The organism is Simplicispira sp. GW247-4R2A (assembly GCF_059424465.1).
In genome coordinates, this window is the sequence record NZ_JBWKZM010000024.1 from 56883 (window position 1) to 64849 (window position 7967).

Annotated in this window: 8 protein-coding genes; all 8 read left to right on the forward strand. The window is 65.8% G+C overall.

From position 1 onward, the window contains the following. Entirely contained in the window at positions 1-915 is a 915-nt protein-coding gene (locus AC07ZH_RS15590; RefSeq protein WP_012436229.1) for a LysR family transcriptional regulator, read from the forward strand. A 25-nt stretch (positions 916-940) separates the two neighbouring features. Beyond that, a complete protein-coding gene (locus AC07ZH_RS15595) occupies positions 941-1171 on the forward strand; it encodes an EexN family lipoprotein (RefSeq protein WP_012436230.1) in 231 nt (76 codons plus the stop codon). Between the two features lie 217 nt (positions 1172-1388). Continuing rightward, complete coding sequence (locus AC07ZH_RS15600) at positions 1389-3407, forward strand: conjugal transfer protein TraG (RefSeq protein ID WP_012436231.1); 2019 nt, start codon at positions 1389-1391, stop codon at positions 3405-3407. Beyond that, positions 3404-3868 carry a CopG family transcriptional regulator gene (locus AC07ZH_RS15605; protein WP_012436232.1) on the forward strand — a complete coding sequence of 155 codons (465 nt, stop codon included), beginning with the start codon at positions 3404-3406 and terminating at the stop codon, positions 3866-3868. The genes AC07ZH_RS15600 and AC07ZH_RS15605 overlap by 4 nt, the downstream gene beginning before the upstream one ends. Beyond that, on the forward strand, positions 3865-4902 hold the full coding sequence (gene trbB / locus AC07ZH_RS15610; protein ID WP_012436233.1) for a P-type conjugative transfer ATPase TrbB: 1038 nt from the start codon (positions 3865-3867) through the stop codon (positions 4900-4902). Before AC07ZH_RS15605 ends, trbB begins: the two co-directional genes overlap by 4 nt. Then, the gene (locus tag AC07ZH_RS15615; RefSeq protein WP_012436234.1) at positions 4899-5291 is read left to right on the forward strand and encodes a TrbC/VirB2 family type IV secretion system protein; all 393 of its coding nucleotides are present in this window, start codon (positions 4899-4901) and stop codon (positions 5289-5291) included. Before trbB ends, AC07ZH_RS15615 begins: the two co-directional genes overlap by 4 nt. Next, positions 5288-5572 carry a VirB3 family type IV secretion system protein gene (locus AC07ZH_RS15620; RefSeq protein ID WP_012436235.1) on the forward strand — a complete coding sequence of 95 codons (285 nt, stop codon included), beginning with the start codon at positions 5288-5290 and terminating at the stop codon, positions 5570-5572. The genes AC07ZH_RS15615 and AC07ZH_RS15620 overlap by 4 nt, the downstream gene beginning before the upstream one ends. 19 nt (positions 5573-5591) lie before the next feature. Next, a partial coding sequence (gene trbE, locus AC07ZH_RS15625) for a conjugal transfer protein TrbE (protein WP_495200464.1) occupies positions 5592-7967 on the forward strand: 2376 nt, incomplete at its 3' end.

Below are 7967 nucleotides of genomic sequence, written 5' to 3' on the forward strand. Positions count from 1 at the left end.
ATGGAGCTTCGGCATTTGCGTTGCTTTATAGCGGTGGCCGAAGAACTTCACTTTGGCCGCGCAGCGGAAAAGCTGCACATCGATCAGTCCCCTTTGTCGCGCACCATCAAGGAGATAGAGGAAGAGCTCGGGGCGCAACTGTTCACGCGAACCACGCGAAGCACCCGCCTGACCTTTGCCGGAATGGCATTCCTGGAGCGGGTGCCGCGAATCTTCGAAGCTCTGAAACAGGCGTGTGACGGCGTCAAGTCCGCCGCCAGTGGGTTTCAGGGACAGTTGCGCATCGCTTTGTCCGATGGCATCACGCCCTCGCGAATGCCGACGCTGCTGGCACGGTGCCGAGAGGAAGATCCAGAGATTGACATTCGGTTATTTGAGATGCCGTTGGACCAACAGATCAAGGGTCTGCACGATGACCTGTATGACGTCGGCTTTTCGATGGCCGAAGAGGTGGGCGACGGCATTGTGGTCAGGCCTGCGTGGGAAGACGAGCTGATGGTGGCGGTCCCAGCTCGCCATCCTGTGCTGGCCCACAAGCACGTTCCGTTGGAAGAAGTGCTGCGCTATCCGCTGGCGCTATGCGATCCGGCGATATGCGAAGGCCATGCACGCCAAGTTGATCGCGTTTTGCAGCGCTACGAGCAACAGCCACTGATCGCCCAGCGCGTGGCGTCCTATGAGGTGATGATGACCTTAGTCTCCGCCGGATTGGCACTTGGTTTGGCGGGCGCCGCGCACATTGCATCCGGCCGTGGGCCAGGTGTTGTGGCCCGGCGCTTGGCGGGCAAGTCGCAGATGCTGGCCACGTATCTGCTGCACCGTGACGTGGAGCCCTCCGAAATGCTGGCTCGGTTCATCGCACGAGTGGACTCCATTGATTCGGCGGATGGCTCCAGCGCCGCCGAGGACTCCTGATCCACCTGCTGAAAGGACCCAAGCCATGCCCCGATTCCTGTCGCTGCTGATGGCCGCTGCACTGACAGCCTCCTGTGGGCCATCCCAACCGACGGAAACCGTGGACTTCCTCGTGGCCCATCCTGAGCGTCTCAAGGAAGTCCAGCGCCTGTGCAAGGAAGAGCGCGCGAAGGCCGGCGAAGAACTCTGCCGACGTGCCGCCGAGGCCGCGAATCGCCGCTTCTTTGGTGACCGGCCGGAGCAGAAGTCCCAATAAGGTAACCTTCCGTCGCGGCGCCGCGACAAAGTTCTCGCAGTTACCTCATCACGCCGCAGCGCGCTCGCGCATGCGGCATTTTTATTGTCTTCGCCACCGCAAGAAGTCTGGCTCTTTTGGCCTGAATCCCCGCCATAACGGTCTTTGACCGGCCTGCACGCTCGCCTTGATCCTCGGCACTACGGCACGTTCCTGTGCCGTAGTGGGAGGTTGACCAATGCAAGGAACGAACGTGCTGTTCGGTCAGATTGCCGTCGTCTTCGGCATCGTGATCGCTGGCGTATGGAGCGCCACGCAATGGACAGCAGCGGCCCTGGGCTACCAGCTACGCCTGGGCTCGCCGTGGTTCGACTTCTTCGGTACGCCGGTCTACCACCCCTGGGGCCTGTTCGAGTGGTGGTTCTTCTTCGACGCCTACGCGCCGCATATCTTCGACGCGGGCGGTGCCATTGCCGCAGGCAGCGGCCTGATCGCGATGGTAGTTGCCATCGGCATGTCGATCTGGCGCTCGCGCCAGTCCAAGCTGGTCACGACCTACGGCTCGGCCCGCTGGGCCAATGCGGAGGACATCCACAAGGCGGGCCTTGACCAGCCTGCGGGCGTGTTCCTCGGCCTGCATCGCCAGCAGTACCTGCGCCATGAAGGCCCGGAACACGTCCTGACATTCGCGCCCACCCGCTCGGGCAAAGGCGTGGGCCTGGTGGTTCCCACCTTGTTGAGCTGGCCTGCATCGGCCGTCATTCACGACATCAAGGGCGAGAACTGGAGCATCACCGCCGGCTGGCGCTCGCGCTTCTCGCATTGCCTGCTGTTCAACCCGACCGATGCGAAGTCGTCGGCCTACAACCCACTGCTGGAGGTGAGGCGCGGCGCGCACGAAGTGCGCGACGTGCAGAACATCGCAGACATTCTGGTCGATCCCGAAGGAGCACTGGAGCGGCGCAACCATTGGGAGAAGACCTCGCATGCGCTGCTGGTTGGGGCCATCCTGCACGTGCTCTACGCAGGCGAAGACAAGACGCTGCGCGGAGTCGCCAACTTCCTCAGCGACCCGGCCTGTCCCTTCGAGCTGACCCTGCATCGGATGATGACCACGCCGCACATCGGTGGTGGGCCGCATCTGGTGGTGGCATCGGCAGCGCGCGAAGTCCTGAACAAATCGGACAACGAGCGTTCCGGCGTGTTGAGCACCGCCATGTCATTCCTCGGCCTGTACCGCGACCCCACGGTGGCCGAAGTCACCTCGCGCTGCGACTGGCGCATTGCCGACCTGATCGCGGCCGAGCATCCGGTGTCGCTGTACCTGGTGGTGCCGCCTTCGGACATTTCGCGGACGAAACCGCTCATTCGCCTGATCCTCAACCAGATCGGGCGACGGCTGACGGAATCGCTCGACGGCAGCGACGGCATCGCGCGCCGCCACAAGCTGCTATTGATGCTCGACGAGTTCCCCGCGCTCGGACGGCTCGACTTCTTCGAGACGGCCCTGGCCTTCATGGCCGGCTACGGTATCCGCAGCTTCCTCATCGCCCAGTCGCTCAACCAGATTGACAAAGCCTACGGCCAGAACCATTCGATCCTGGACAACTGCCATGTCCGGGTGACGTTCGCCACCAACGACGAGCGCACCGCCAAGCGCATCTCCGAAACGCTGGGCACCGCGACCGAGCTGCGCGCGCAGCGCAACTACGCCGGCCACCGGCTCGCGCCATGGCTCGGGCATCTGATGGTGTCGCGCCAGGAGACGGCACGTCCGCTGCTCACGCCGGGCGAGGTAATGCAGCTTCCGCCCGACGAGGCCGTGGTGATGGTGTCCAGCGTGGCGCCCATCAAGGCCAAGAAGCTGCGCTACTACGCGGACAGCAATTTCAAGCGGCGCGTGCTTCCGCCGCCGGTGCTTGCAACCCTGTCCATGCAGGGGCGCTATGCCGATGTGCCACCGGAACGCGCCGACGACTGGAGCGGGCTGGCGATTCCCGCCATGCCGGTCGCACCGACGGCCGACGCCGCCGATGGGCTGGAGAACCTGGGTTCGGCCGACGACAGCGGCCCACGCCGCCAGCCCGAACTTTCCGAAGCCGTCACCTACGACCCCGACCTGGTTGCGCCCGCAGCCGACCTCGGGCTGCTCGATGACGACGACATGCCGCATCCCCTTCCTCGCCAGCTCGATCCGGCCCTGCAGCGCACGGCCCGGCTGGCTTCCCTCGACCCTGACGACGGAATCGACCTATGACCCAACACCGCCTCAATGTGTTCATCCAGCCGGAGCACAGCAAGCGGCTCGATGAACTGGCCGCCAAGAAGGGCGTGTCCAAGTCCAGCATCGTCGCGGCGGCCCTGGCCTCCTGGCTGTCGCCCGATGCGGCCGACCAGCGCGAGGCGGCAATTGCCAAGCGGCTGGACCGCCTGTCGCGCCACGCCGAGCGCCTGGAGCGCGACCAGAACATTGCCATCGAAACATTGGCGCTGTTCATCCGCTATTTCCTCACGGTGAGCACACCCGTGCCCGAGGCCCATCAGGATGCCGCTCGCGCCCAGGGCAAGGCCCGCTTCGAGCAGTTCGTCGAGCAGCTCGGTCGCCATTTGCTGCGCGGGCGCAGCCTGGTGCGGGATGTGGTGGAGGAACTGCACACCGATCCGACGCGACCGGAGGGCGCTGCGGCCGTCGCGGATGCCCAGGAGCGTGCCTTATGAGCGCCGTTCCTTCCTCCTTCACGGCCACCTCGCTGGATCGCCGCATCCAGATGCTGCGCACGGCCATGGGGCCGCTGATCGCTGCCGCGCTCGAAGACCCGGACGTGGTGGAAATCATGCTCAACCCCGATCGCACGCTCTGGGTGGATCGTCTGTCCACGGGCCGCGCGCCGATGGGCGTGGAACTGTCCGAGGCCGATGGCGAACGCATCATCCGCCTCGTTGCAGCTCACGTTGGCACGGAAGTTCATCGGGGCCAGCCGTTGTTGACGGCAGAGCTGCCCGAGACGGGCGAACGCTTCGAGGGCATCCTGCCGCCCGCCGCGCCGGGGCCGGCCTTCGCCTTGCGCAAGCGCGCCTTTGGCGTGATCCCACTGTCGCGCTACATCGAGGACGGAATGATGACCGCCGCGCAGGCGGGCCTGCTGGTGCGCGCCGTGCGCGAGCGCCAGAACATCCTGATCGCAGGCGGCACCAGCACGGGCAAGACCACGCTCGCCAATGCCTTGCTCGCCGAGATTGCCGCTACCGGTGACCGCGTGCTGGTGCTTGAAGACACGGTGGAGCTGCAATGCGCGGCGCGCGATCACGTACCGCTGCGCACGCGCCAGGGCGTGGTGTCGATGACCGAGCTGGTGCGCTCTTCCATGCGCCTGCGCCCGGATCGCGTGATCGTTGGCGAAGTGCGTGGTGCCGAGGCGCTGGATCTCATCAAGGTATGGGGCACGGGCCACCCCGGCGGCATCGCCACCATCCACGCCGGCTCCGCGCTGGGCGCGCTGCTGCGCCTGGAGCAACTGATTCTCGAAGTGGCGGAGAACCCGCCCCGTGCGCTGATCGCGGAAGCGGTCAACGTGGTCATCCACATCGCCGGGCGCGGACGCAAGCGCCGCATCGAGAGCATCGCCCGCGTCGTCGGCTTCGATGGCGCGGGCTACCAACTGGCGGATGCGCTGGAGGCTCCATTCCCGGAGCTGCTGTCGCAGTCCGACCTTTCTTCCCTGTCCCCTGACCAACCTGGAGAACTGCCATGACGCAGATGATCGTTCCTGCTTTCCGTATTTCTGCAAACCCGCTTGCCCTGCGCTGCCGTCCCGCGCGGCTGGATGGCTTGGCACGCCCAGCCCTGCAGGGCCTGATGCTCGCGGCGCTGATGCTGCTGCTCGCAGGCACCGCGCAGGCCGCCGGTTCCTCGATGCCTTGGGAGGGGCCGCTGCAATCCATCCTGGAGTCGATCCAGGGTCCGGTGGCCCGGATCATCGCGGTCATCATCATCATCGCCACGGGCCTGGCGCTGGCCTTCGGCGATACCTCGGGCGGTTTTCGCAAGCTGATCCAGATCGTCTTCGGTCTGTCGATCGCGTTTGCCGCGTCCTCGTTCTTCCTGTCGTTCTTCAGCTTCTCGGGCGGGGCTGTCGTATGAGCGCGGCCCACGATGGCGTGCAGGGGTTCGCTCCGGGGTTCGAAGTGCCACTGCACCGCTCGCTGACCGAGCCGATCCTGCTGGGCGGCGCGCCGCGCACGGTGGCGATTGCCAATGGCACCTTGGCCGCGGCCGTGGGCTTGGGCCTGCAACTGTGGATTCCGGGCCTGGTGCTCTGGATCGCCGGCCATGCGTTGGCGGTCTGGGGCGCGCGTGTCGATCCGCGGTTCATGCAAGTCTTCGCGCGCCATATCAAGCACCGGCCGCTGCTGGACGTGTAGGGGCAAAGGGAGATATCGCATGCTGAACCTTGCCGAATACCGCCAGCGCCCGGCCTTGCTGGCTGACTGGCTGCCTTGGGCCGGGCTGATCGCTCCGGGCGTCGTGCTGAATAAGGATGGCTCCTTCCAGCGCACGGCGCGCTTTCGGGGGCCAGACCTCGACAGTGCCACGCAGGGCGAGCTGATCTCTACGTCAGCACGGTTGAACAACGCGCTGCGCAGGCTGGGTTCGGGCTGGGCCTTGTTCATCGAAGCCGAGCGCCGGCCCGCCGCCAACTACCCGCACTCGGAGTTTCCCGAGCCGCTGTCGTGGCTGGTGGACGAGGAGCGACGGGCCGCCTTTGAGGACTTGGGCAATCACTTCGAGAGCGGCTACCACCTCACGCTGGTGTACCTGCCGCCCGAGGAGGCCCGTGCCCGTGCCGCGGGCCTGCTGTACGAGAACCGGCTGACCGAAGGCGTCGATTGGCGCGAGCGCCTGACTGCCTTCATCGCGGAGACGGAACGCATCTTTGACCTGCTCGACGGCGTGATGCCGGAGATCGCCTGGCTCGACGATAGCCAGACGCTGACCTACCTGCACGCCACCGTGTCTACACGGCGTTACCGCGTGGGCGTGCCCGAGGTGCCATTCCACCTCGATGCGCTGCTGGCCGACGCGCCGCTGATCGGTGGCTTGGCGCCGATGCTGGGCGACCAGCACCTGCGCGTGGTGTCGGTGCGCGGTTTTCCGATCTCGACTTGGCCGGGGATTCTGGACGACCTCAACCGTCTGGGCTTCGCGTATCGCTGGAGTACGCGCTTTCTCTGCCTGGACAAAGCCGAGGCGGAAAAAGAACTCGCCCGCCTGCGCCGTCAGTGGTTCGCCAAACGCAAGAACGTCATCGCGCTGCTGCGCGAGACGATCTTCCAGCAGGAAAGCCCGCTGGTCGATACCGACGCCAGCAACAAGGCCACCGATGCCGATGCCGCCTTGCAGGAGCTGGGCAGCGATCAAGTGGCCTTCGGCTACGTGACAGCGACCGTCACCGTCATGGACGCGGATGCCGCCGTGGCCAACGAGAAGCTGCGCAGGGTGGAGCGCGTCATCCAGGGGCGTGGCTTCGTCACCATCCCCGAAACGCTCAACGCCGTGGATGCGTGGCTGTCGTCCATTCCGGGCCATGCCTACGCCAACGTCCGCCAGCCCATCGTCTCCACGTTGAACCTGGCGCACCTGATGCCGGTGTCGGCGGTATGGGCCGGGCCGGAGAAGAACGCGCACCTCGACGGCCCGCCGCTGATCGTCACGCGCACTGAGGGCGCGACGCCGTTCCGGCTGGTGACGCACATCGGCGACGTGGGCCACACGCTGGTGGCTGGCCCTACGGGCATGGGCAAGTCGGTGCTGCTCGCCACCTTGGCGATGCAGTTTCGGCGCTATCGCGGCTCGCGCATCTTTGCCTTCGACATGGGGCGCTCGATGCGCGCCACCATCCTCGGGCTGGGTGGTGAGCACTACGACCTCGGGATGGATGGCGAGATCGCGTTTCAGCCTCTCGCCCGCATCGACCGCGAGGGCTACCGCACCTGGGCCGCCGAATGGATCGAAGGGCGCTTGCGGCATGAGAGCGTGGCCGTCGGCCCCGAAGAGAAGGCCGCTATCTGGTCGGCGCTCGGCAGTCTCGCCGGTGCGCCGATGGAACAGCGCACGATGACGGGCCTGTCGGTACTGCTGCAATCGAATGCGCTGCGCCAGGCGCTTGCGCCGTACGTGCTGGGCGGCGCCCACGGCAAGCTGCTGGATGCGGATTCGGATCGCCTGGGCGCTGGCTCCGTGCAGTGCTTCGAGATGGAGGAATTGATGCACAGCAAGGCCGCCGTCATGGCCGTGCTGCACTACCTCTTTGCGCGCTTCGATGAGCGCTTTGACGGTGCGCCCACGCTGCTGATCCTCGATGAAGCCTGGCTGTTCCTCGATGACCCGGTGTTTGCCGCGCGCATTCGCCAGTGGCTCAAGACGTTGCGCAAGAAGAACGTGTCGGTCATCTTCGCCACGCAGAGCCTGGCCGACATCAAGGATTCGAGCATCGCGCCCGCGATCATCGAAAGCTGCGCGAGCCGCATCTTCCTGCCGAACCCGCAGGCGACCGAGCCGCAGATTCGCACGATCTACGAAGGCTTTGGGCTGAACTTGCGCCAGATCGAGATCGTCGCCACCGCGCAGCCCAAGCGCGACTACTACTACCAATCCCGCCTCGGCAATCGCCTGTTCGACCTCGACCTGGGACCGGCGACGCTGGCCTTCGCGGGCGCATCCACGGCGCAGGACCAGCGCGACATCGACGCGGTGCTCGCTGCCGCCAGCACCTCCACACCTTCCGCTTCCACCCCGTTCGCAGCCGCATGGCTGCGC

Excerpts from the sequence above, each read along its gene's own strand:
- AC07ZH_RS15590 (WP_012436229.1), top strand. The coding sequence starts at position 1 with ATGGAGCTTCGGCATTTGCGTTGCTTTATAGCGGTGGCCGAAGAACTT.
- AC07ZH_RS15595 (WP_012436230.1), top strand. The coding sequence starts at position 941 with ATGCCCCGATTCCTGTCGCTGCTGATGGCCGCTGCACTGACAGCCTCC.
- AC07ZH_RS15600 (WP_012436231.1), top strand. The coding sequence starts at position 1,389 with ATGCAAGGAACGAACGTGCTGTTCGGTCAGATTGCCGTCGTCTTCGGC.
- AC07ZH_RS15605 (WP_012436232.1), top strand. The coding sequence starts at position 3,404 with ATGACCCAACACCGCCTCAATGTGTTCATCCAGCCGGAGCACAGCAAG.
- trbB (WP_012436233.1), top strand. The coding sequence starts at position 3,865 with ATGAGCGCCGTTCCTTCCTCCTTCACGGCCACCTCGCTGGATCGCCGC.
- AC07ZH_RS15615 (WP_012436234.1), top strand. The coding sequence starts at position 4,899 with ATGACGCAGATGATCGTTCCTGCTTTCCGTATTTCTGCAAACCCGCTT.
- AC07ZH_RS15620 (WP_012436235.1), top strand. The coding sequence starts at position 5,288 with ATGAGCGCGGCCCACGATGGCGTGCAGGGGTTCGCTCCGGGGTTCGAA.